The 21,618-nt window shown below is 40.1% G+C and carries 21 protein-coding genes; 10 read left to right on the top strand and 11 right to left on the bottom strand.

Annotation, left to right across the window (positions count from 1 at the left end):
- Window positions 1–36 precede the first annotated feature (36 nt).
- Both NSQ71_RS07990 and NSQ71_RS07985 read left to right on the top strand, forming a co-directional pair.
- On the top strand, window positions 37–636 hold the full coding sequence (locus NSQ71_RS07990) for a YhcN/YlaJ family sporulation lipoprotein (RefSeq protein ID WP_063389657.1): 600 nt from the start codon (window positions 37–39) through the stop codon (window positions 634–636).
- Between the two features lie 550 nt (window positions 637–1,186).
- Window positions 1,187–1,387 carry a YlaI family protein gene (locus NSQ71_RS07985; RefSeq protein WP_063389656.1) on the top strand — a complete coding sequence of 67 codons (201 nt, stop codon included), beginning with the start codon at window positions 1,187–1,189 and terminating at the stop codon, window positions 1,385–1,387.
- An 88-nt stretch (window positions 1,388–1,475) separates the two neighbouring features.
- Here NSQ71_RS07985 and NSQ71_RS07980 read toward each other — a convergent pair whose 3' ends face one another.
- Together NSQ71_RS07980 and typA are read right to left on the bottom strand one after the other, a co-directional pair.
- On the bottom strand, window positions 1,476–1,796 hold the full coding sequence (locus tag NSQ71_RS07980; protein WP_232515525.1) for a YlaH-like family protein: 321 nt from the start codon (window positions 1,794–1,796) through the stop codon (window positions 1,476–1,478).
- A 23-nt stretch (window positions 1,797–1,819) separates the two neighbouring features.
- Window positions 1,820–3,658 (bottom strand): translational GTPase TypA, encoded by a 1,839-nt coding sequence (gene typA / locus NSQ71_RS07975; protein WP_094245652.1) that lies wholly within the window; start codon window positions 3,656–3,658, stop codon window positions 1,820–1,822.
- Between the two features lie 149 nt (window positions 3,659–3,807).
- Here typA and NSQ71_RS07970 point away from each other — a divergent pair, with 149 nt between their 5' ends.
- Window positions 3,808–3,993, top strand: coding sequence for a DUF5325 family protein (locus NSQ71_RS07970; RefSeq protein ID WP_063389653.1), 186 nt, complete (start codon window positions 3,808–3,810; stop codon window positions 3,991–3,993).
- 461 nt (window positions 3,994–4,454) lie between these two features.
- Here the strand turns inward: NSQ71_RS07970 and NSQ71_RS07965 are convergent, their stop codons facing one another.
- On the bottom strand, window positions 4,455–5,249 hold the full coding sequence (locus NSQ71_RS07965; protein WP_311067229.1) for an inositol monophosphatase family protein: 795 nt from the start codon (window positions 5,247–5,249) through the stop codon (window positions 4,455–4,457).
- 163 nt (window positions 5,250–5,412) lie between these two features.
- Between NSQ71_RS07965 and NSQ71_RS07960 the strand changes: the two genes are divergently transcribed.
- Window positions 5,413–6,048, top strand: a complete 636-nt coding sequence (locus NSQ71_RS07960) for a YktB family protein (protein ID WP_340733628.1) — start codon at window positions 5,413–5,415, stop codon at window positions 6,046–6,048.
- A gap of 51 nt (window positions 6,049–6,099) precedes the next feature.
- On the opposite strand, the gene NSQ71_RS07955 is transcribed toward NSQ71_RS07960, so the two are convergent.
- Window positions 6,100–7,065, bottom strand: a complete 966-nt coding sequence (locus tag NSQ71_RS07955; protein WP_063389650.1) for an NAD(P)H-dependent flavin oxidoreductase — start codon at window positions 7,063–7,065, stop codon at window positions 6,100–6,102.
- A gap of 198 nt (window positions 7,066–7,263) precedes the next feature.
- Between NSQ71_RS07955 and NSQ71_RS07950 the strand changes: the two genes are divergently transcribed.
- Complete coding sequence (locus NSQ71_RS07950) at window positions 7,264–8,736, top strand: aminotransferase class I/II-fold pyridoxal phosphate-dependent enzyme (protein ID WP_066250238.1); 1,473 nt, start codon at window positions 7,264–7,266, stop codon at window positions 8,734–8,736.
- Between the two features lie 313 nt (window positions 8,737–9,049).
- Here NSQ71_RS07950 and NSQ71_RS07945 read toward each other — a convergent pair whose 3' ends face one another.
- Window positions 9,050–10,279 (bottom strand): IS110 family transposase, encoded by a 1,230-nt coding sequence (locus NSQ71_RS07945; protein ID WP_027725928.1) that lies wholly within the window; start codon window positions 10,277–10,279, stop codon window positions 9,050–9,052.
- 432 nt (window positions 10,280–10,711) lie between these two features.
- On the opposite strand from NSQ71_RS07945, the gene NSQ71_RS07940 reads away from it, so the two are divergent.
- Window positions 10,712–11,641 (top strand): DMT family transporter, encoded by a 930-nt coding sequence (locus tag NSQ71_RS07940; RefSeq protein WP_340733624.1) that lies wholly within the window; start codon window positions 10,712–10,714, stop codon window positions 11,639–11,641.
- Between the two features lie 59 nt (window positions 11,642–11,700).
- On the opposite strand, the gene NSQ71_RS07935 is transcribed toward NSQ71_RS07940, so the two are convergent.
- Both NSQ71_RS07935 and NSQ71_RS07930 read right to left on the bottom strand, forming a co-directional pair.
- Entirely contained in the window at window positions 11,701–11,910 is a 210-nt protein-coding gene (locus tag NSQ71_RS07935) for a hypothetical protein (protein ID WP_130158509.1), read from the bottom strand.
- Between the two features lie 466 nt (window positions 11,911–12,376).
- Window positions 12,377–12,508, bottom strand: coding sequence for a GapA-binding peptide SR1P (locus tag NSQ71_RS07930; protein ID WP_327862993.1), 132 nt, complete (start codon window positions 12,506–12,508; stop codon window positions 12,377–12,379).
- Between the two features lie 500 nt (window positions 12,509–13,008).
- Here NSQ71_RS07930 and NSQ71_RS07925 point away from each other — a divergent pair, with 500 nt between their 5' ends.
- Window positions 13,009–13,383, top strand: a complete 375-nt coding sequence (locus NSQ71_RS07925) for a hypothetical protein (RefSeq protein ID WP_066250224.1) — start codon at window positions 13,009–13,011, stop codon at window positions 13,381–13,383.
- A 395-nt stretch (window positions 13,384–13,778) separates the two neighbouring features.
- Complete coding sequence (locus NSQ71_RS07920; protein WP_063388609.1) at window positions 13,779–14,999, top strand: IS110 family transposase; 1,221 nt, start codon at window positions 13,779–13,781, stop codon at window positions 14,997–14,999.
- Between the two features lie 303 nt (window positions 15,000–15,302).
- On the opposite strand, the gene lpdA is transcribed toward NSQ71_RS07920, so the two are convergent.
- The 4 genes from lpdA to pdhA form a co-directional block, all read right to left on the bottom strand.
- On the bottom strand, window positions 15,303–16,718 hold the full coding sequence (lpdA, locus tag NSQ71_RS07915; protein WP_066251282.1) for a dihydrolipoyl dehydrogenase: 1,416 nt from the start codon (window positions 16,716–16,718) through the stop codon (window positions 15,303–15,305).
- Window positions 16,719–16,721: 3 nt separating this feature from the next.
- Window positions 16,722–18,020, bottom strand: a complete 1,299-nt coding sequence (locus NSQ71_RS07910) for a dihydrolipoamide acetyltransferase family protein (protein WP_063389644.1) — start codon at window positions 18,018–18,020, stop codon at window positions 16,722–16,724.
- 74 nt (window positions 18,021–18,094) lie between these two features.
- A complete protein-coding gene (locus NSQ71_RS07905; protein WP_340733617.1) occupies window positions 18,095–19,072 on the bottom strand; it encodes an alpha-ketoacid dehydrogenase subunit beta in 978 nt (325 codons plus the stop codon).
- A 2-nt stretch (window positions 19,073–19,074) separates the two neighbouring features.
- A complete protein-coding gene (pdhA, locus tag NSQ71_RS07900) occupies window positions 19,075–20,196 on the bottom strand; it encodes a pyruvate dehydrogenase (acetyl-transferring) E1 component subunit alpha (protein WP_063389642.1) in 1,122 nt (373 codons plus the stop codon).
- Window positions 20,197–20,714: 518 nt separating this feature from the next.
- Here pdhA and NSQ71_RS07895 point away from each other — a divergent pair.
- Complete coding sequence (locus NSQ71_RS07895) at window positions 20,715–20,849, top strand: YjcZ family sporulation protein (RefSeq protein WP_130157987.1); 135 nt, start codon at window positions 20,715–20,717, stop codon at window positions 20,847–20,849.
- 98 nt (window positions 20,850–20,947) lie between these two features.
- Window positions 20,948–21,502 carry a peptide deformylase gene (gene def, locus NSQ71_RS07890; RefSeq protein WP_063389641.1) on the top strand — a complete coding sequence of 185 codons (555 nt, stop codon included), beginning with the start codon at window positions 20,948–20,950 and terminating at the stop codon, window positions 21,500–21,502.
- The last annotated feature ends 116 nt before the right edge of the window (window positions 21,503–21,618 follow it).

Genomic DNA, 21,618 nt, shown 5'->3' with positions numbered 1-21,618 from the left:
ACTTTACACCTTACTTGTAAGAAAAGGAGTGATAGCATGCGCAGCTTTTTGATGTTTATTTTGCTTGTCGGCTTTATTTTAAACGGTTGTTCCACAAACGAAAATGCACGAGAGGAAAATCGTGGTGAAAACTATTCAAGAACAATTACTGTCAAAGATTCCGTGCGGGAAAATGTTGATCGCAAATCCGGCCAGGAAATCGCCCGCCGCTTGGCAAAAATAGCCGAAAATGTTCCAGATGTAAATGATGCAACTGCAGTTGTTCTTGGAAATTATGCAGTCGTCGGAATTGATGTCGACAAAAAGCTGGATCGTTCAAAAGTTGAATCGATTAAGTATTCCGTTGCAGAATCATTAAAAAACGATCCTTACGGGGCTTATGCTGTAGTTATTGCCGATCCAGACACAAATGAACGAATCCGCCAAATTGGAGAGGAAATTCAAAACGGCCGGCCCATTGGCGGCATTCTAGATGAGCTCGCTCAAATCGTCGGAAGATTGATGCCGGATCTTCCTGGTGACGCGACAGACAATCAACAAAAGCAGCCGATGAATGAAAAAGATCAGCTTCCGAAGTCAAAAAATCAAGAGCTGAATAAAGAACAGCGTGATCAATCAAACCAAAAACAACAATAAAGACATTAAAACGCTTAAGTCCGAAGCTTAAGCGTTTTTCATTGCTTTCAACACCTTTTAGTCAAAATCCGATGATATTTTGTCATATTTAATAAAATAACAACTCATAAAACATTGTTTCACTATCGACCTGCGCGGCTGAAGATCAGTATGTCTATTCATTTTAATAGCTTGACTATCGCCGGATGATTCACGATCCCAAGTCGGAACGGAAATGCAAATGGCTCTGGTTTGGATAAAGAGTATTGACCTGTCTCACAATGTTTTTTGCAATACTCGAAAGTGGCTCAATAGCTTATTTTTCTGTCTTTTCTTATAGAAATTGTATTGTGTGTAAGTCGTATAAAGCCGCTGCTGGCTTGATTCTTTTGCAAAGTTGCAAAAGAAATTGTGTGAGCGGAAGCAAAACGTGATATACTATGCGAGAGGCGAGTGAGTATAGAGGCGTGTTGTCTGAAAGCAATCCAAACTATCATCGAAGCCTTTTGATGCTGAGACGAACAACGTTGTACAAAGCTTAAAAATTTGATTAGAAAGTGTGAGAAGCAAGATGAAAGTCAAATGTGTTTTATGCGATAAAATCGAAACAATTGATGACGAATCATTGAAGGCAAAACAGCTGAGGAATAGACCGATTCATACATATATGTGCAATACTTGCTATAATCGAATTACGGAAAAAACAAACAAAAGACTATCAACTGGAAAATTCCGTTTGTACCGCGAAAGAAAAAGGAATGAGCTTTTTTGAGAACAGAAAAATACTCAGAAAAAAAGTTAAACAGATGAAGGTGGTGCGCGCTGGCACATACCGACATCTGTTTTTATTTTCTTTAAAGCTATGTGTTGTTTTCATTTTTTTTCGAATAGTAAAGCCGAATTTTATATATGCTTAAAATAAGGACAGCGACTACCAATCCTTCTGCAATCGGCAGAAAAATTGCCAAAAACGTCAGCACCGTACAGCCCAAAGCGAGAAATAAATAGATTATAGCAGACTTTAAAATCGGGAGCTTCTTAGCAAATCCTAGTTTATATACAATAATTGATAAAATCAGAATGGTAATATACAAATACCACATTCCGACATCATGCTGCTCATGAACACGGAAAAGACGTGCAAAAAAAGACAGCCTTTCAATTACTTGTTCTTCTGTCACTACGTCCCTCCCCCTTTCACTCATTAGCTTTGACTTGACAGTTTTTTCTTTTTCGCTGCTTTTTCCCTCTCGTTTTTATCCAAGATTTTCTTTCTTAAACGAATCGATTGAGGCGTGACTTCACAATATTCATCATCATTTAAATATTCAAGTGCTTCTTCCAACGACATGATCCGAGCTTTTTTCATTCCGACCGTTTGTTCTTTCGTCGAAGAACGGATATTTGTTTGTTGTTTTACTTTACATATATTCACAACAAGGTCATTTTCACGATTATGTTCACCGACAATCATCCCAGCGTACACGTCTGTTCCGGGTTCAACGAAAATCGTTCCGCGATCTTCGACCTGTTGAATGCCATAAGAGGTAGCTTTTCCAGTTTCCATTGAAACAAGAACCCCTTGACGCCTTCCGCCAACTTGTCCTTTTTGCATAGGCTGATACGAGTCAAACGAATGGTTTATGATGCCGTATCCTCTTGTTAAAGACATAAATTCGGTCGTGTAGCCGATTAATCCGCGCGATGGCACCATAAAAATCAAGCGGACTTGTCCATTTCCGTTATTGATCATGTCGACCATTTCCCCTTTGCGCGCGCCCAATGATTCCATGACAGGACCTGTGTATTCCTCTGGAACGTCCACCTGCACCCGTTCAACCGGTTCGCAAAGTACTCCATCGATTTCTTTTACAATTACTTCAGGCTTCGAAACTTGCAGCTCATACCCTTCCCTGCGCATGTTTTCAATTAAAATGGATAAATGAAGCTCGCCTCGCCCTGATACTATCCATTTATCCGGGGAATCCGTCGGCTCCACTCTTAGCGAAACATCTGTTTGCAGTTGTTCATGCAGCCTTTCTTCGATTTTTCTCGCCGTCACATATTTTCCTTCTCTGCCTGCGAAAGGGCTGTTGTTAACTAAAAACGTCATTTGCAGCGTCGGTTCATCAATCCGAAGAACAGGTAGCGCCTCTTGATGATCAACTGGACAAACCGTTTCCCCGACATTAATGTCTTCCATTCCAGAAACAGCGACAAGATCACCAGCTTTTGCCTGTTCAATTTCCAATCGTTTTAATCCTTTAAATCCAAACATTTTCGTAACACGGAAATGCTTCACACTTCCGTCAAGCTTCATTAATGCGACTTGTTGTCCGACTTTCATCTCTCCGCGAAAAATGCGGCCGATGCCGATCCGCCCAACATAGTCGTTGTAATCCAGCAGCGCCACCTGGAATTGAAGGGGTTCTGAGCTGTTATCAACAGGTGCAGGAATATGTTCGATAATCGCATCAAATAGAGCTTCCATATTTTCATCCTGTTTAGTTGGATCTGTGCTTGCCGTTCCGTTGATGGCCGAAGCATAAATAACCGGAAATTCTAATTGATCATCGTTTGCATCAAGCTCAATAAACAGCTCAAGCACTTCATCGACAACTTCTTCAGGCCGGGCAAACTCTCTGTCAATTTTGTTCACGACGACAATCGGTGTTAAGTTTTGTTCCAACGCTTTCTTCAAAACAAATCTTGTCTGCGGCATGCAGCCCTCATAGGCGTCGACAACTAGCAGCACGCCATCGACCATTTTCATAATTCGTTCTACTTCTCCGCCAAAGTCGGCATGACCAGGCGTATCTAAAATATTAATGGTCGTTCCTTTATATTCAATCGCCGTATTTTTGGCTAAGATGGTGATTCCGCGCTCGCGCTCCAAGTCATTGGAATCTAATGCGCGCTCCGCCACTTGTTCATTTTCCCTGAACGTTCCTGATTGGCGAAGCAATTGGTCAACCAATGTTGTTTTCCCATGGTCTACGTGCGCGATAATAGCAATATTGCGTAAGTCGTTTCTAACTTTCACACTGTCATCTCCTATTTGCTAAACTGAACCTAGGCTATTATACCATAAATACTGTGGAAACGTTGAACGTTTTTCGATAAACTAAAGATGGAAAGAGGCTTAAAGGCTATTAATGGTTTTCGTCTTGGATTGATGAAAGGAGGATGGGAATGGGCAACGGAAAATGGATATTTTGGGTTCTCGCCACCATTGCGGCGCTGCTTATTGTGTCGGTCGGCTTTGCAATAGGGGCTGGCAGCCTGTTGGGAGTAGTTGTTAGCATCATTGGAATTATTATTGTATTTGGACTCGGCTTTACCCAGAAAAAGAAAATGCGAGAGAGAGGATTATTATAAAGAATTTACATCTTGGCATCGGCCATTTTATACTTTCAAACGGTTTATGATACATAGATCGTCCCCTCTACTGATAGAGGGGCTTTATTACATGGCATTAGTTTCTTTCAAACCTACAAAGACCCATCTTTTGTTTCACAATATGTTCGGTTTTAGCTAAAATTCATTTACAATAGCCTTTTTCAAAAGACCAGCCAGAAATGGAATGGATACAAAAAAGTTCCATTTTATGTAAATTTTTAAACAACCCGATTTTTAGCCCTATTTACAAAACGTTGATTGCTACAACATTTCATTGCTCCACACTTGTTCCATTTTTCTCGCCTGCCATCACGATGTGAAGTTTGCCGAACGATACCAATTCTTTCATATTTTTATAAGAGACTTTTTATACTGCTTTCTTCATGCTTGTTTTTTAGCAAGCTATGATGATCTATAAGCTGTCAACAGCATTTGCAGCTTTATATTTTCCCTTTAATATACTCCTCGATAATTTGTTGATGAATGGTTTGGTTAGCGGTGAAAATGCTTTGCTTTTTAAGCAAATCGACTGGTTTTCCGTCAAGCGTTGTCGTAACCCCGCCTACTTCGTCGACAAGGATTAAACCTGCCGCAAAATCCCAAGGAGCAAGTCTCATTGTAATATAGCCGTCCAGCTTGCCTGCAGCTACATAGGCAAATTCAAGAGCGGCTGAACCAAATGATCTCGTTCCTCTTAAACGTTTGACAAGCGGACTTAATATTGCTGGATCAATTCGTCTGTTTTCCACCAGCCATGATGCATTCAAGCCGATGATGGATTCTTCTATTGTTTTCTTTTGTAACGGCGGAAGCTCCGTTTTGTTTAAATAGGCGCCGTTCCCCCTTATCGCATGGTACATTTCATCTCTGACGACATCATAAATCAGTCCTATTTGACCGACACCATCCGCAAAAACAGCAACCGAAATGCAGAAATTCCGCTTTTGATGTACAAAATTCATTGTGCCGTCAATCGGATCAATTATCCAAACGATACCGTCCAATGATTTCAATTCATGACCGGAACCTTCTTCTCCTAAAATGCTGTGTTCCGGAAACGTTTTGCGAATATTTTCCCAAAAGAAATGCTCTACTTCCCGGTCAATATTCGTCACTAAATCGTTTGGACCTGATTTCGCTTCAACGACCAGCTTTTGTTGAAATGATTGGCGAATTCTTTCACCAGCCTCATAAATCCATTGCTTTGCTTTTTGATCTATTTCATGCCAGTTCATCTATCTTACCCACTTTCTATTCAATCACCTTTTTTAGCATACTGTAAAGAAATGGAGAAAATCAAGTTTTTCACCTTTTTCATTGCAATATTTCACCCACATTATTTTTCTTTCTCTGTCGGTTTGTGCTACAATGTGGACAAACAACACAAGGAGGATTTTTATGGATTTTGTGCCATTTGTGAAGGAAGATTTTGAAGTTTTTCAAATAGACGGTTTAGAAGCGAGAATGGACGAGCTAAAAAAACGGGTGCGCCCAAAACTTGAAGCGCTGGGACAGCATTTTGCACCTACTTTGTCTGCTTTGACGGGAGATGAAATATTTTATCATGTAGCAAAACATGCCCGCCGTACCGTTCATCCTCCCAATGACACATGGGTTGCATTTGCAAACAGTAAACGGGGTTATAAGAAGCTCCCTCATTTTCAAATCGGATTATGGAGCACACACGTCTTTGTTTGGTTTGCCATTATTTATGAATCCCCTGTGAAAGAAGAAATCGGAAAACAATTTCTACAGAATTGGCGGCAAATTCGAAAGCAAATTCCTGAAGATTATTTCTGGTCAGCCGATCATACAAAACCGGATGCGGAAAAACAAAAAAATTTATCTGACGAAGATTTTCAACGAATTTTTCAACGTCTGCAATCGGTGAAAAAAGCAGAAATGTTATGCGGCATCAACCTTCCAAAAAATGAAGTTCTCTCTATGAGCAGGGAGCAATTTTTGGAAAAGGTTGACGAGACGTTTAAAACGTTAATGCCGCTTTATCAAATCACACAAAAAAGCACTGTTTAAAAATGGTCAGGATGCACTGCATCGCTGACCATTATTTCTTTTGAAAAACAATTAAGCAATGCTAGACCATTTCCGCCTTATCTCTTTCGCCTGTTCAATGATTTCGTCAAACAGTTCCGCAACGGACGGAATATTTTTTACCAGCCCTATAGATTGACCGGCCCATGCGTATCCTTCCTCGATTTTGCCTTCATAAATATATTTTTTGTTCGCTTCTCCACTAATGAAATCTTTTAGCGACTCATAATCTCCTCTTTCTCTTTCAATTTCCAAAATTTTTTCGGTCCAATTATTTCGAAGCGCCCGACCTGGTGCCCCTAACGACCTTTTAATAATGACGGTATCAAGTTCAGTACCGTTGACAATTGCTTCTTTATATAACGGGTGTGCATGAACGCATTCCTTCGTTGCAATAAAACGAGTTCCCATTTCAATCCCTTCAGCTCCAAGAGCCAATGCTGCCATTAGTCCCCTCCCGTCCGCAATGCCTCCAGAAGCAATCACCGGAATGGAGACAGCTTCCACTACTTGTGGAATTAATACGAAATTGCCGATATCGTCTTTTCCTAAATGACCTCCGCCTTCCTGTCCGACGACCATCACTGCATCTGCTCCAAGCTCTTCCGCTTTCTCCGCTTGTCTTCTTGCCGCAACGAGAACTAGTTTTTTTACATCGACACCTTTTAATTGGTCAAAAAGCGGAGCCGGGTTCCCGCCAGTGATGGAAATGACCGGCACTTTTTCTTCAATCGCCACATCAAGCATATCGGAAAATGGACGGCCATGCTGACCGATGGCGAAGTTCACTCCAAACGGCTTATCCGTTTTTTGTTTCACCTTCCGTATTTCCTCTCGAAGCGCAGCTGGATTCGGAAGAGACATAGCCGTGATTTGACCGAGCCCTCCTGCATTGCTTACTGCACTTGCTAATTCTGAATACGCTAAATAAGCAAGTCCCCCTTGAATGATCGGATATTTAATCCCTAGCAATTCGGTAATTTTTGTTGAAAATACCATGTTTCCCCCTCCCCATTTCGTATTATTCTTTTTCCACGCATTAAATTCCTTCTTTATAAAAACGTAGCTCAAAACAAAGAGAAGCACAAAGATTTTCAAAACCATATTCAGTGCCTTTTGCAGGTTTTATAGGAAAGTGCTATAATTTCATTTGTTTTTAATTTTGGGGAACCTTTAAAAAGTAGGTGAAAAGGAAAATTGTCACAGCATGATACACCATTGTTTACAGGTCTTTTAGAACATATTCAAAAAAATCCAATTCAATTTCACATTCCCGGCCATAAAAAAGGAGCCGGAATGGAGCCAAAATTCCGAGAATTTATCGGACATAATGCTCTCGCGATGGACTTAATTAATATCGGTCCTTTGGATGATCTTCATTCGCCAAAAGGAATTATTAAAGAAGCACAAAAATTGGCTGCTGAAGCTTTCGGGGCCGATCACACCTTTTTCTCGGTACAAGGTACGAGCGGAGCCATTATGACAATGGTCCTGTCGGTTTGCGGACCTGGAGATAAAATTATTGTTCCAAGAAATGTTCATAAATCGGTCATGTCAGCAATAATTTTTTCAGGGGCTTCCCCCGTTTTTATACATCCTGAAGTGGATAAAAACCTCGGCATTTCTCACGGAATAACGACAGAATCAGTTGAAAAAGCTCTTCAGCAATATCCTGATGCAAAAGGGCTTTTAGTCATTAATCCAACGTATTTCGGAATCTCAGCTGATTTAAAACAAATCGTAAATATTGCTCATTCATATAATGTCCCTGTTCTTGTAGATGAAGCGCACGGCGTCCACATTCATTTTCATGACAAGCTGCCATTATCCGCCATGCAGGCAGGGGCAGATATGGCGGCAACTAGCGTTCATAAGCTGGGAGGATCGATGACGCAAAGCTCTATTTTAAATGTTCGGGAAGGTCTTGTGTCTCCTGATCGTGTTCAATCGATTTTAAGCATGCTGACTACGACATCGACATCCTATTTGCTTCTTGCATCACTGGATGCAGCTCGAAAGCAGCTGGCAACGAAGGGCTATGAATTATTAGAGCAAACGATTCAATTGGCGAATCAGACAAGATACGAAATTAACAAAATTGATCATCTATATTGTGTAGGAGAAGAAATTTTGGGAACGAATGCAACGTATGATTATGATCCGACAAAATTAATTATTTCTGTGAAGGAACTAGGCATAACGGGATATGATGCAGAGCTGTGGTTAAGAGAACATTACAACATTGAAGTGGAGCTTTCCGATCTGTACAATCTGCTCTGTCTGATCACGCCCGGTGATACAGAATATGAAACATCACTTTTAATAAAAGCGCTTCGTGCTTTGTCAAAAGAATTTTCCCATCAGGCAAACAAGCAAGCGGAAGTCTCTGTCCTTCTGCCCGATATTCCTGTTTTGGCGCTGACACCTAGAGATGCTTTTTATGCAGAGACGGAAATGGTGCCTTTTGAACAATCTGTCGGACGCATTATTGCAGAATTTGTCATGGTGTACCCACCGGGCATACCGATTTTCATACCAGGAGAAATCATCACTAAAGAAAATTTACATTACATCCGAAAAAATTTAGATGCCGGCCTGCCTGTTCAAGGTACAGAAGATCCAACTCTTTCGTACATTCGCGTTATTAAAGAGCATAAACCGATTAAATGAGAAATCGATGAAGAAGCTTTATAAATCCATACATTCGAGGACAAGTCGAAAAACGGATGAAACCAAATTTTGCTGAAGATCGATCATAAAATAATTTTGCTGCGGTAATGGCTAAAACCATTACCGTATTTAATTTATAATAATATTCAATTCTTTTAAAAGTCCTGCGGTAATATGTCAAGGTGAAAAATCATAGAAATTGGAAATTCCCTTGTCCGATGATCCGAAAAAAGGCAATACTGAAGAAACCCAGTATTGGTACATGTAATAAACTGGGTCTAAAGGTTGATATTGGTATACCAGATCGATCCTCTTATCGATCTTCCCCCTTTCTTGGCGTGTAGATTTGACCGTTGCGTAGCAGCGCATCGATCACACGCACGAGTTTTCTAGCGGTGAGGACGAGGGCTCGTTTATGTTGGTGTTTGGGCACTTCCTCATACTTCTTCCGGTAGTACGCACGAAACGTCGCATCATGCCGTTGCACCGAGTTGGCAGCCTCCACTAGGTAGTAACGGAGATAGCGATTGCCGGAACGAATGAGGGAGGTGTCCTCGGCTTGAAAACGGCCCGATTGGTGCTTGGACCATGTCAAGCCGGCATATTTTGCCAAGGCGGCCTGGTTGTGAAACCGCTCGATTTGCCCGATTTCGGCCAGGATGCCTGCGGTATAAACCGGTCCGATGCCTGGGATGGTTTGCAGTGTGTTCGGAATGCCTTCAAGATGGCGGGTAATGGCTTTATCGAGCTCTTTGAGCTGCGATTGCAGGCTGCGGATTGATTGAATCGACAGCCCTAACAGCAAGTCGATGGAATCCTCGACACACTTGGACAACCGATACGACGAACGGGCCGCCTTTTGAATCGACTTGGCGATGCATTCCGGATCGGCAAAGCGATTGCGCCCTTTTTGGCGCAGGAAGTCGGCCAACTGCTTGACATCCATTTGGCAGATGTCATCGAGGCTCCACGACTCAAGCAGCAGTTCGAGAATGGCATGTCCGAAGATCGAACTGTCCACCTCTTGGGTAAAGGAACTGCATTTGTAAAACAAGTGCTGGAGAAAATACTGTTTCTCACGGGTTAACTGGTGGACGAGATGATATCGCATGCGTGTCAGTCGCTGAAGCGCGAGAAACTGCTCCTTGAGGACAGCCGTCATCTTCAGACGGCCGAAGCGAAGCCGATCCGCAATGATCCAAGCATCGATGTCATCCGTTTTCTCCAAGTCGACATAGGCTTCTTTAAACTTGCGAATGAGCTTTGGATTGATCGTAAACACCTTGACGTTCCAAGCCTGCAAGGCCTCCTGCTGGTGGAAAAACATAGCTGGATGCCAACTGTAGACCGAGGTGGCTTCCATCCCGATCAGAATTTCGGTTGGCTTTCGCTTGTTAGCCCACAGGAGGATTTGATCCCGAAGGAAGGTGGCGCCCAGAAGATGATTATCCACTTTGAAGCGTGCGCACGTATTTCCTTCATGATCCATAATGCAGGTGGCTAAGTCGCGTGAGCTCACGTCGATCCCGACGTAGAGTTTCATGAGATCACCTCCTATTGTTGTAGGATCGAGGGGTAGGACTCTTCGGGATGCCCCCGGATCGCGCCTGTTGACCAGTCACCCTCGCATATGAGAACTCACGTTGGACCATGGGCTGCCCTGGAAGCTGCTCCTTCCAGCATGGGGAAAACCAACGGGAACAGCCTGCGGGTTAGACGTCCAAACAGGGGCCGAGGAGACAGACTTTACAAGTAGTCAAAGCTACAGGAGTGAGAAGAGTATCCCCGATGATCCTAAGACCATTATCCAGGAACATTGCGAAAAGTCCAACCCCGGTACGCTCAACCCTTTGTGGGAGGGGCGCGCCCCTCCCACAAAGGCAACCACCCAAGATATGCGATTGTCAAGGAGCGTATCGGACTGGAAATTCGATAAAAAAACTTTCTGAAACTTAGTATACGAGGAGCGACAACAATGAAAGAATATCAATTTCCCGTTCCACCTATTTTTATTTTACTAATTGGTGTTATTTCTATTTCATTTTCTTCTATTTTTGTTAAATGGTCTGATGCGCCTGCATCTATATTAGGAATGTATAGACTGCTTTTTACGGTGATCGTTATGCTGCCGTTTCTCCCTTGGAAGAAAATCAAAACAGGAGCTATTAACATTCAATGGAAGGATTGGATTCAACTATTTTTATCTGGAATCTTCCTAGGTTTTCATTTCTTATTTTGGATGGATTCCCTTAGATATACAACAGTAGCAAGTTCAATGATTATAACTACGTTAGAGCCTGTATTTGTTATGATCGGAGCGTATTTTATTTTTAAAGAGAGAACAAACCTTATTGGGATTGTGAGTATTATTATAGCTGTTAGCGGTTCAATCATTATTGCATGGGGAGATATTAATCTTTCTACAAAAGCATTATATGGAGATTTCCTTTCATTAGCAGGAACGTTAGCAGTAGCCATTCATATGCTTTTTGGACAAGTATTATGCAAAAAAATTCCAACATCAATATATAGTTTTTGCGTGTTTTTTATAGGTGGATTTGTATTATTGATTTACAATCTTAGTTACGAGATCCCGCTGATTCATTATTCAGTTCATGATTGGGGCATATTTGTACTTCTAGCACTAGTCCCCAATATTTTTGGTCACGCATTATTTAATTGGCTTTTAAAATATTTGGATGCTACGACGATTTCAATGAGTATTTTAGGTGAACCAATAGGGGCAATTATATTAGCATACTTATTTTTAGGAGAAGCTACATCTATTTCCCAAATGATTGGCGGAGCGCTATCTTTAATTGGAGTCAGTATGTTTTTGAAAAATAAAGGACTTTCAAATAAGGAATTGACTACGAATGCTTCTGTAAAAAGTGCTAATACATAACTAAAATATGGACGACGGCCTTCCTGCTTCGTAGGGAAGGTCTTTCATTAAAAAAACAGTTAATAGATGTAATGAAATATTTTTTGATAAACAAACGGTAAAACGGAAGCAATAATTAAACCTGTAACAATTGAAGATATGGTGAAGATGATGAACTCCCGAAGCGTTATTTCTTTCCTCTTAAAAGCGATGATGAATACCCTTATCATAGAAAAGACAGTAATAAATATAATAATTGCCGAAAAGACGCTTGCTGCCATTACCTCCATTGTAAAGCTCCTTTCACAAAAGTCCTTTAGCTACATTTTACCGCCTAATGAATGGAATAGACACCACTTTTTATACTTTTATTGAAAAGACATCGATAACAAACTTCGCTATATCGAATTGCTGCCAGTTCCAATATTGGCTGCGAAATTTGTCGTAACTCCAATAAATTTTTCATCCAACCTTTTATGCACAAGTGACATTTGGTATATGTTTCATCAATCTTTACAAACCGCACCGCTGTCGTTTTAACACTTAAAAACCGCAATGACCGTACTTACTGAAAAAGACAAAGGTGAATTGATAAAAAATGAATTCAAACGATGTTTTTCTGTCTTAGCTCTCAATCACAATCCTGCAAGCATCCATTCCATTAAGATCACCAGCATTTGCTTTACATAAAAAAAAGCTGCCTTAAAGACAGCCCATTTATCTTAAACCCCTTTGTTACACGTGTTATTCAATATGTTATTGATGATTGCTTTTTATACGATTCTTTTCTGTACAGCAATTGTTGCATTTACCATACAATACCGTAACTTTTTCATCATCATAGAAATGAATTGTTGAATTGCAGTCTTGACAGACAATTGTTCCCATCCTGTATTCCCCTTTTCCATATAGCGTCATAAAGAATAAAGTGGAGACAAAATGACCTGATAGTTATATATTAATATGTCACATTATATTCGTCAAGTAGAAAATTGTATAACACATTTATTTTTTTATGCATTAAAAAATATGTAAATTGATTTTATCCGTTACAATTAAAGTTTTGTACATTTTATATGGGGATGGGGACATTTTTTTGGTTCAAAGTAGCTTTCAAATGACCTTTATCTTTATGATCATTAGCATTACATGATGCTGAGTATGATCCATTACGTGCATCTAAAGTCTACAACCCAACAACTCAAACATTCGCTCTAGATATCATACTTCTCGTACACGATTTGAAATTTTTTAATTTGTTTAAATAATATTTTATTTTTGTAACATTTGCATAACATTCAAAAGTGACGGAATTAAATATGTTAAAATGGCGTTAAGAAAAAATGAACACATTTTACCAGTTTTCTTTAAACGAAAGAGGTAGGACAATGGTGAAATTTATTGCATATACCTATACCGTTGCCGTACTGCTTCTATTGTCATCTTGTATTGCTGATCCGAAAGACGATCACTCGATTTCAAGCTCCGACAAAAAACAAATTCTTTTTTTTACCGACCAAAAAATGATGGAAAAAGAATCAATTTACTACGATGCTTTATTAGATTTAAAAAAACAATTTCCAGAGGAAATGGACAATATGATGATCTACCAAGCTGATAACCCTGAATCTAAGCGGTTTAATATTAAAACATATCCTTCCATTATCGTGATGGATCATGACGGCATCATTTTGCATATTAAAGGATCAGTTTCAACAAAAGATGAAATTGTAGAGCCGGTCTCAGAAGTGCTTTCCGAATAATGAGAATGTCGGTTTGAGGTAATTAAGCGCTGAGAAGATTCTTTAGTTAAATAGGATTTGTGCTCAAAATCTCTGCACAACATATTTTTGTGAAAAAACTTTCACAACAGTGAGAGAATTGTTCCATCATTTATTTTTCATCATAAAAAACATACTAACATTAGTAGTACAGACCTAGGCCAAGGTTTGTGCTACTATTTTTTTATAGTAGAAGTGAAGGAAGGTCGAACATCCCCTGGGACCAAATAGAGTCCGTATTAAAAACAGACCAACTTCACATCCTTATTTGAATCAGTTTAGTATGTTGGGTCCGAAGAGACCGTGTATAAGAAAATGGAATCAATAAGGCAATGTGAAGAACTTCTATGTTTGGCTAAAAAGGAGAGGCAGAAAATATGAAACACGTAGTGGCATTTGATGTCAGTATGGGGAAAAGTACAATGGTCATTTATGACCGTTATCGTCAATGCGAATATGAGGGTGAAATAACCCATAACCGCTACTCTTTCGAGAAATTAAACGAAACCCTTATATCTTTAACACAAAAAGATGCACAGGCACCTGATATTGTCTTTGAAGCAACAGGCGTATATTCAAAACCACTAGAACGATTCTTAGGTGATCAAGGTTATATGTATTATCGAGTTAACCCACTCGAAGCGAATATTCAAATGGCTTCAATGAGGAGACAAAAAACAGATAAAAGCGACGCTCATGAACTTGCGAAAACTCACTTTAGAGTTGAACGTGAACAAACTTATCAAGAAGGGGAATATTATAAACAAATGCGTGCAATGACGAGATATTATGATGAATTAAGTAGTGAAATGACGCATTTATATAGTCGTTTACATGCGATTCTACAATTGAGTTTTCCCGAGTTAGAAAAGCTATTCAGTAAACGTTCTGCTTTATTTTTGAATGTCGTTCAATTATACCCTCATCCGGATCATGTGTTAGTTTGTTCAAAAACAGTGATTCGTAATCGTTTAAAAGCCAACACAAGAAAAAACTTATCATTGGCACGTGCTGAAGAAAAAGGGATCGCTTTAATCGAAGCAGCAAAAGAAGCGTATCCAGCAATTTCAAAAGATGATATTCGCTGTGAACAAGTGCGGGATTATGCCAAACGGATTGCAGACTTGAAGGAGAAAAGAGATCAACTTGTCCAAAAGATGGTTAAATTATCGAAAGATAAACAAGAGTATCAGATTTTAATTTCATTTCCAGGAATCGGAGAAACGACTGCAGTTCGTTTAATTGGAGAATTAGGAGATATTCGACGATTCAAAAACCATAAACAACTGAATGCTTACGTCGGTATTGATATTATGAGATATCAATCTGGGAATACCTTTTATAAAGACAAGATTAATAAAAGAGGAAATAACAAACTTAGAAAGATTCTATTTTACATGATCCAGACCATGATCCAACTACGGAAAAACACACAAAATCATATTGTAGATTATTATGATAAATTAAAAACGCAACCCCAGAGGAAACCTCATAAAGTTGCGTCCATAGCATGCGTGAATAAGTTCTTGAAATCGGCTTATCACCTTATCACACATAATCTGAAATACGATTACGAAAAGGCAACAATGCATCAGTAATCGTAAGTAAGATTATATCACAAAGACCTGACGAAAAAAATGGAAATCGTGAGGTCTATTTGTCATGCGAAAATTTATTTTGGAAGGAAGGGGTCCCCCTTCCTTCCAAAATAAAATCTATATTAACCAAATTATTTAATAAAAAATACTTGACTAGAGGTAAGAAAGGGGTTGTCCAAAAAGTCAAATCCCCATTGAAAACAAATAATCATAAACACCGATATATCAACGTTTCTATAACATTAAAAGGGGCAGTCAATAAGCCGAAAAAACGACTTATTAGACTGCCCCCTTTGGGCTGCATTACTTATTTATAATATGAATCGGTGTTCCAAGTGCAAGTTCGGCAGCTTCCATTGCAATTTCTCCTAATGTCGGGTGGCCATGAATTGTCAAGGCAATATCTTCTGCCGTCATGCCTGCTTCGATCGCAAGTCCAAGTTCAGCAATCATATCTGATGCGCTGACACCTGCGATTTGAGCCCCAATAACAAGGCCGTCTTCTTTTCGTGTAATCAATTTTACAAATCCATCGGTTGCATTTAATGACAATGCGCGGCCGTTTGCTGCAAATGGAAACTTAGCTGCCACGATGTCAATTCCTTCGTCTTTAGCCTGTTGTTCCGTATATCCGACAGAAGCCAACTCAGGTTCTGAGAAGACAATGACAGGAATTCCGTTATAATCGATTTCAGAAGGTTTTCCAGAAATCGCTTCTGCAGCAATTTTCCCTTCATATGAAGCTTTATGAGCAAGTGAAGGTCCTGGAACGATGTCGCCGATAGCATAAATATTTGAAATATTTGTCCGGCACTGTTTGTCAATTTTAATGTAGCCTTTTTCATCGATTTCTACTCCGACTTGTTCGAGACCAAGTTCATCAGTGTTTGGTTTGCGTCCTACTGTAACTAAGCAATAGTCCGCTTCCACTACTTGCTCTTTTCCTTTCGCTTCAAATGTCACTTTTACTCCGTCTTTTGTTTCTTCAACACCTTTTGCAAGTGCGCTAGTATGAATTTCGACATTTCCTTTTTTCTTCAACGCTCTTTTTACAAGAGCTGTCATTTGTTTTTCAAATCCTGGAAGAATTTCTTTGTCTCCTTCAATAATCACAATTTCAGTGCCGAAATTCGCATAAGCAGTTCCAAGCTCTATGCCAATGACTCCCCCGCCAATGATAACCATTTTTTTCGGAACTTCTTGCAGGGACAACGCTCCTGTTGAGTCAATGACTCGCTCAGAAAATTTAATGCTTGGAATTTCAATTGGACGGGAGCCAGTTGCAATGATTGCATTTTTAAATTTATACGTTTGAGCTGAATTCTCGTTTATGATTCTGACGGTGTTGCGATCAACAAAATATGCTTCGCCTTTTACAATTTCAACTTTATTCCCTTTTAAAAGGCCTTCAACACCGCCTGTAAGTTTTTTGACGACACTTTCTTTCCAAGCTTGCACTTTAGAAAAGTCTAGTGTTACATTTTCAGCTTTTATTCCTATATCTTCTGATTCTTTAGCCTCTACATAACGGTGTCCTGCACTAATTAATGCTTTAGAAGGAATACATCCAACATTGAGGCAGACGCCGCCAAGAGATCCTTTTTCAACGATCGTAACTTTTTGCCCTAATTGCGCAGCTCTTATTGCAGCCACATAGCCGCCGGGACCAGCTCCTATGACGAGAGTGTCAGTTTCAATCGGGAAATCTCCTACTACCATTTATTACGCCTCCATTAGTAATAATTGGGGATCATGCAATAAACGCTTAATATGGTTAAGCGCATTTTGTGCAGTTGCACCGTCGATCATTCGATGGTCAAAGCTTAAAGACAGCGCTAAAACAGGGGCTGCAACGATTTCTCCGTTTTTCACAACCGGTTTTTCAGAAATGCGTCCGAGACCTAGAATGGCTACTTCTGGATGATTAATGACAGGAGTAAACCATTGGCCGCCAGCGGAACCGATATTGGTTATCGTGCATGATGCGCCTTTCATTTCATTTGGAGTAAGTTTGCCCTCACGCGCTTTTGTTGCCAATTCATTAATTTCTGCAGAGATTTCAAAAATCGATTTTCGATCTGCATGTTTGACAACAGGAACTAAAAGTCCTTTTTCCGTATCAGCTGCAATTCCGATATTGTAATAGTGCTTATGAATAACTTCTTCTGTTTCATCATCAAACGACGTGTTTAATACTGGATATTTTTTCAGTGCCGATGTTAAAGCTTTGACAACATAAGGCAAATATGTAAGCTTAATGCCTTGTTCTGCCGCAATAGCTTTAAATTTCTTCCGATGTGCAACAAGCTCTGTTACATCGACTTCATCCATTAATGTTACATGTGGCGCAGTTTGCTTCGATTTAACCATCGCTTTTGCAATTGCTTTTCGAATACCGCTGATTTTCTCGCGGGTTTCTGGGAATTCTCCTTCAAGGACAACCGGAGCCGGCGCTGCTTTTTCTCCTGCCGATACGCCTGTTGCAGCTTCTTTTTCCACGTTTTCAACAGGTTTTGCTTCTTCTTGTCCACCTTTCAGATAAGCATCAATATCTTCCTTCAATATGCGCCCGCCGTTTCCTGAGCCTTGTACCAATCGAATATCAACGCCTTTTTCACGCGCATATTTTCGGACGGATGGCATTGCAATAACGCGTCGGTTAACATCTACGTCTTCTGAAGCAGACTGTGAAGCGTTGCTTTCCACTTTTTGCTCTTCTGTGGAAGGCTTTTCTTCTTTTGCTGCTTCACCGCTTTCATCGCCTTTTGATTGATTTTCATAACCTGGAGCATCAATTGTGACTAATACTTGACCGACAGTTGCAACTTCCCCTTCATTCACTTTTAATTCTAATACTTTTCCTTTTACAGGGGAAGGGATTTCAACTACTGCTTTGTCATTTTGCACTTCACAAAGAACATCATCTTCATTGATTTCATCACCAGGTTTGATAAACCATTTTACTATTTCACCTTCATGAATGCCTTCACCGATATCCGGCATTATAAATTCAAAAGCCACAGATTTCAACCTCCTAAATAATTTTCAGTTGATGGCCGAAAAGAAGAAAAGATGATGCTCCTCTTTTTAGCCAATTAGAAATTCAATGCTTTTTTAGCCGTTTCAACGATATCTTTGTAGTTTGGAAGCCATACATCTTCCGCTTGTGAGAATGGATAGACAGTGTCCGGAGCTGCCACGCGGAAAACTGGAGCTTCCAAGCTAAGAATCGCTCTTTCATTAATTTCTGCAACAACATTAGCAGCAATTCCTGCTTGTTTTTGGGCTTCCTGCACGACAATCGCGCGGTTTGTTTTCTCTACTGAAGCAATAATCGTTTCTATATCCAGCGGACTTACTGTTCGTAAATCGATCAATTCTGCTGAAAAGCCCTCTTTTTCAAGTTCGTCAGCAGCTTTTAAAGATTCATGCACCATTGCCCCGTAAGTGATGATCGAAATATCTTTCCCTTCACGTTTTATATCCGCTTTGCCGATCGGAATTGTATATTCTTCTTCCGGAACTTCATCACGGAAGGAACGATAAAGCTTCATATGCTCCAAGAAAATGACCGGATCATTATCCCGAATTGCTGAAATAAGCAACCCTTTTGCATCATAAGGGGTGGAAGGAATAACGACTTTTAAACCAGGCTGCTGCGCCATCAAGCCTTCCAAGCTGTCCCCGTGAAGCTCAGGGGTATGAACGCCGCCGCCGAAAGGAGAACGAATGGTGATCGGAGCATGCCAGCGGCCCCCGGAGCGATAACGCAAACGCGCCATTTGTCCAGAAATGGAATCCATAACCTCATAAACAAAACCGAAGAATTGAATTTCAGCTACCGGACGAAAGCCTTGTGTGCTTAAACCGATTGCCAAGCCGCCAATTCCTGATTCTGCCAGAGGCGTATCAAAAACTCGGTCTGGGCCGAATTCTTTTTGAAGTCCTTCTGTTGCACGGAACACACCGCCGTTTACACCAACATCTTCCCCAAATACTAACACATTTTCGTCGTTTTTCAGTTCCGTACGCAACGCATCAGTGATTGCTTGAATCATTGTCATTTGCGCCATGCTCACTTCGACTCCTTCTCTTTATAAATTTCATATTGTTCTTTTAGGTTATAAGGCCAGCTTCCTTCTTCAAACATAATGTTGATTAAGTCTGTCACTTTTTGTTTTGGAGTTTCATCCGCTTTTTTGATTGCTTCTTTTATATCTTCTTTCGCCTTTTCGATAACTTCGTTTTCTTCTTCCTCGCTCCACAATCCTTTTGCTTGAAGGAAGTTTCTGAAACGAACAAGCGGATCTTTTGCCTCCCACTCGTCATCAAGCTCTTTTGCCCGATATCTCGTTGGATCGTCTCCTGCCATTGTATGCGGACCGTAGCGGTAGCATAATGTTTCAATTAATGTCGGACCTTCACCGTTTATTGCCCGTTCACGCGCTTCCTTCACAGCTGCATAAACAGCAAGCGGATCCATTCCATCTACTTGTATACCAGGGATTCCAGCTGCAACAGCTTTTTGTGCAAGTGTTTCAGCTGAAGTTTGCACCTCTACAGGTGTTGAAATTGCAAACCGGTTGTTTTGAACGATGAAAATAGCAGGTGCTTTAAATGCCCCAGCAAAGTTTATTCCTTCGTAAAAGTCGCCTTGAGACGTTCCTCCATCACCTGTATACGTAACAGCAACTGCTTTTTTGCCGCGTTTTTTCAAGCCTAATGCTACCCCTGCAGCTTGCACATATTGGGCGCCGATAATAATTTGCGGTGAAAAAGCGTTTACGTCTTCAGGCATTTGGTTTCCATGAAAATGCCCGCGGGAATATAAAAATGCTTGATACAAAGGCAATCCATGCCAAACTAACTGCGGTATATCACGATAGCCCGGGAGAATGAAGTCCTCTTTTTCCAAGGCAAAATGAGAAGCAATTTGTGATGCTTCTTGTCCGGCAGTCGGTGCGTAAAAACCTAAACGACCTTGACGATTTAAAGAAATTGAACGCTGATCCAACACTCTGGTAAATACCATTCGTCTCATTAATTCCTTTAATTCTTCATCAGAAAGGGAAGGCATCGCATCTTCATTCACGACTTCGCCTTTTTCGTTTAAAATTTGGAACGTTTGGAATTCCTTGCGAATCGCATCAAATTGCTTTTCGCTGTCAACGACAACATTTTTCGCCTTTTTTGCCATTCAACACACCTCTTCGTTTCATTTTCTCAGCCTTTAAATTCATCCATAAAACTAGATTACCCCAAATTGTTCATGGAGACACACATTGCGGATCTTTAATTGCCAAAATCGTCAAGTACATTGCAAGATCGCTTTACAAACTGTATTAATTTTTTTATTCAAAATAGTAATACACATCGATTTCACTTCATAGTGTACACCCTTTTTTCACATGCGTCAATTAATTTGTTTATTTTTAAAACAATATATAAAACGCTTTCAAGATAATTGGAAATATTTTTACTTTTAAATCTGTACTAATACAACAGATAATTCTGTATCACTATTACAGATACAGACGGAAGCGAATCATTTATCTGGAGAGCGTGTTGCTTCTCTATATAAATTACAGAAGAATTTATATAAATAAGGAAGGCTTCTAGGCAAACGTCTATACCTTTATTTTGCTTCATCATACGATGATATAGACATTTGACCTAAATAAGGCGATATGGAGTCCTTATGTGGAGGTGAAAGAGATGCATTATTATTACAATCCGTCTTATCATTACCCATCATACGGATATTTTCCAGTTTCAAACTGGACATTTGTATTGATCGCTGTGCTTTTTATTTTGCTCATTATTGTTGGCGCTGCCTGCTTAAACTATTAATTGATGATTGTCCGATTTTCGGGCAATTCTTTTTTTGTTTCTTTTAAAAGATTTATGTATAATGAAATTTGTTGATATAGGTTCAGGAGTGATTAGCAATGATTACAATGGAAGATATTATTAAGGAAGGACATCCAACTCTTCGTCAAGTTGCCAAGGAAGTGGAATTGCCCGCTTCTGAAGAGGAGAAAAAAATTTTAGCGGAGATGCTTCAATACTTAAAAAACAGTCAAGATCCAGAGATTGCAGAAAAATATGGATTGCGGCCTGGGATCGGTCTTGCCGCCCCGCAAATTAATGTATCAAAACGAATGATTGCCGTTCATGTGACGGATGAAAAAGGAAAATTATATTCGTACGGCCTGTTCAATCCAAAAATTGTAAGCCATTCAGTGGAACAAAGTTATTTAACAAGCGGTGAAGGATGCCTTTCCGTTGACAGAGAGGTTCCAGGATATGTTCCGCGTTATGCACGCATCCGCGTCAAAGGGGTTGACCTTGAAGGCAATGAAGTCGACCTTCGTTTAAAAGGTCTTGTCGCTATTGTGTTTCAGCATGAAATAGATCATTTAAACGGCATTATGTTTTATGATCGGATCAATAAAGAGAATCCTTTTAAAGAACCGGAAAATGCAACTCCAATTGACAGATGAAGCCAGAAGTTAGCGCCCGGCATCCAAGCCTCGGAATATTTCAAGCAAAACGAAAATCCATGCAAAAAATCCCGAATAGTTCTTTCGGGATTTTTTGTTCATAAAGAGAAATTTTT

Source organism: Aeribacillus sp. FSL M8-0235 (assembly GCF_038000355.1).
GTDB lineage: Bacteria > Bacillota > Bacilli > Bacillales > Aeribacillaceae > Aeribacillus > Aeribacillus composti.
Note: the sequence above shows the minus strand (reverse complement) of the source record. Positions and strands in the feature narration are given on the sequence as shown.

What these genes read in the sequence shown, in the direction of transcription:
- NSQ71_RS07990 (WP_063389657.1), top strand. Translation starts at nt 37, where the DNA reads ATGCGCAGCTTTTTGATGTTTATTTTGCTTGTCGGCTTTATTTTAAAC.
- NSQ71_RS07985 (WP_063389656.1), top strand. Translation starts at nt 1,187, where the DNA reads ATGAAAGTCAAATGTGTTTTATGCGATAAAATCGAAACAATTGATGAC.
- NSQ71_RS07970 (WP_063389653.1), top strand. Translation starts at nt 3,808, where the DNA reads ATGGGCAACGGAAAATGGATATTTTGGGTTCTCGCCACCATTGCGGCG.
- NSQ71_RS07965 (WP_311067229.1), bottom strand. Translation starts at nt 5,249, where the DNA reads ATGAACTGGCATGAAATAGATCAAAAAGCAAAGCAATGGATTTATGAG.
- NSQ71_RS07960 (WP_340733628.1), top strand. Translation starts at nt 5,413, where the DNA reads ATGGATTTTGTGCCATTTGTGAAGGAAGATTTTGAAGTTTTTCAAATA.
- NSQ71_RS07955 (WP_063389650.1), bottom strand. Translation starts at nt 7,065, where the DNA reads ATGGTATTTTCAACAAAAATTACCGAATTGCTAGGGATTAAATATCCG.
- NSQ71_RS07945 (WP_027725928.1), bottom strand. Translation starts at nt 10,279, where the DNA reads ATGAAACTCTACGTCGGGATCGACGTGAGCTCACGCGACTTAGCCACC.
- NSQ71_RS07940 (WP_340733624.1), top strand. Translation starts at nt 10,712, where the DNA reads ATGAAAGAATATCAATTTCCCGTTCCACCTATTTTTATTTTACTAATT.
- NSQ71_RS07935 (WP_130158509.1), bottom strand. Translation starts at nt 11,910, where the DNA reads ATGGAGGTAATGGCAGCAAGCGTCTTTTCGGCAATTATTATATTTATT.
- NSQ71_RS07930 (WP_327862993.1), bottom strand. Translation starts at nt 12,508, where the DNA reads ATGGGAACAATTGTCTGTCAAGACTGCAATTCAACAATTCATTTCTAT.
- NSQ71_RS07925 (WP_066250224.1), top strand. Translation starts at nt 13,009, where the DNA reads ATGGTGAAATTTATTGCATATACCTATACCGTTGCCGTACTGCTTCTA.
- NSQ71_RS07920 (WP_063388609.1), top strand. Translation starts at nt 13,779, where the DNA reads ATGAAACACGTAGTGGCATTTGATGTCAGTATGGGGAAAAGTACAATG.
- lpdA (WP_066251282.1), bottom strand. Translation starts at nt 16,718, where the DNA reads ATGGTAGTAGGAGATTTCCCGATTGAAACTGACACTCTCGTCATAGGA.
- NSQ71_RS07905 (WP_340733617.1), bottom strand. Translation starts at nt 19,072, where the DNA reads ATGGCGCAAATGACAATGATTCAAGCAATCACTGATGCGTTGCGTACG.
- pdhA (WP_063389642.1), bottom strand. Translation starts at nt 20,196, where the DNA reads ATGGCAAAAAAGGCGAAAAATGTTGTCGTTGACAGCGAAAAGCAATTT.
- NSQ71_RS07895 (WP_130157987.1), top strand. Translation starts at nt 20,715, where the DNA reads ATGCATTATTATTACAATCCGTCTTATCATTACCCATCATACGGATAT.
- def (WP_063389641.1), top strand. Translation starts at nt 20,948, where the DNA reads ATGATTACAATGGAAGATATTATTAAGGAAGGACATCCAACTCTTCGT.